Annotated in this window: 1 protein-coding gene; it reads right to left on the bottom strand. The window is 51.5% G+C overall.

The features are described 5' to 3' along the window. Positions 1–498 carry a transposase gene (locus ACNRUY_RS26740; RefSeq protein ID WP_488114704.1) on the bottom strand — a complete coding sequence of 166 codons (498 nt, stop codon included), beginning with the start codon at positions 496–498 and terminating at the stop codon, positions 1–3. Positions 499–575 lie beyond the last annotated feature (77 nt).

Here is a 575-nt window from a genome sequence, read left to right as displayed (position 1 = left end):
TCAATCGTCCTCGCGCTCCCCCCAGATCGCGTTTGCCTTTTTTGTGAGCACCAGCAGGGCTGCGGTTTCAGCCAGAGCTTTGTCTTTGCGCTTCAGCTCCTTTTCCAGTTTCTGAATACGCTTTTTGTCATCTCGCCTGGCAGCGGCCTGAACCTGACGGGATTCCGCAGGCTTTGTACTTCCTGCAATAAAGTCAGCTTTCCACTGCTGGAGTTCTTCAGGGTAAAGTCCCTTTTTACGGCAGTACTCGGCTAGTTCCGCTGTGTTCATGGTGGCGGTTTCCATCAGAACCGCGAATTTGTTCTCAGCACTCCACTGGTGAGGATTCTTGCCATCTCCGGGCACGGGTACACCTTGCGCTCTTGCCTGTTTGCGCCAAGTATACAGGGTTGCATCGGTAATGCCGGTTTCTCTTGTGAGCTGAGCCACTGAAACATTATTGGGTGGCATCATCTTCTGGATGACGGCCTCTTTCATTTCTTTGGAGTAGCGAGCCATAACTGCCTCTTTTAATCATCTCTCCATTGAAGAGAGTCATGAGTCAAAAGAGGCGACATCTATCCTGACACAGGGGG

It is taken from the genome of Endozoicomonas sp. Z74 (assembly GCF_057680865.1).
Note: the sequence above shows the minus strand (reverse complement) of the source record. Positions and strands in the feature narration are given on the sequence as shown.